A 610-nucleotide genomic window follows, 5' to 3' on the forward strand; every position below is an offset into this window, starting at 1 on the left:
GCAAGCTGCCACAATTTTATTACTTTATCCGATGCATTTTACTGGGGTATTAAATTATGCCCTTAAACGTGCGATAGGTACCTTTCTTGGAGTGACATTCGGTGTGTTAGCCCAGTTGTTTCTTTATGATTGGTCAGGGCTGTTGATCTTAGTCGTGCCGGTTTTATGGTTTGGGTTAATGCTATTTAGCCAAGTACACGTCAAAGAAAACGTCGGCGCTGGGGTTGGCTTTGGAGCGATGACCACGCTAGGGATTTTATTTGGCCAATACCTCACCCCAGGTAGCGATCTGATATATAGTGCACTTTACCGTATTAGCAGTATTTTGGTTGCCATCGTAGCGACTTTATTACTGTGTTACATCATGCACACTTTACTTAACCGATTTGCTGCAACGCGCTTAAGTTATCAGTAATGCTGATAATGATTAATCGAGCATGGAAAAAAACTGCTTGTGACTCAGCATTAGAAACAATAGGGTCATGTCTTGTCTTTTGTCTCTCATAACAATCACCTGATTCCAGTACAGGATCAGGTACTAGTATTTCAATAAAGCAATTGGAGACACCGTTGAAACTTTTCCCTCTTTGCCATACCTGTAGTTATTCAT

General features: G+C 41.1%; 1 protein-coding gene. It reads left to right on the top strand.

Features of this window, described 5'->3' with window-relative positions:
• The coding region (locus AB4486_RS25705) for an FUSC family protein (protein ID WP_372119566.1) at positions 1-415 on the top strand (415 nt) is incomplete at its 5' end.
• Positions 416-610: the final 195 nt, after the last annotated feature.

Origin of the sequence: Vibrio sp. 10N.222.55.C6 (genome assembly GCF_041473395.1) — a bacterium.
Classification (GTDB): Bacteria; Pseudomonadota; Gammaproteobacteria; order Enterobacterales; family Vibrionaceae; genus Vibrio; species Vibrio crassostreae_C.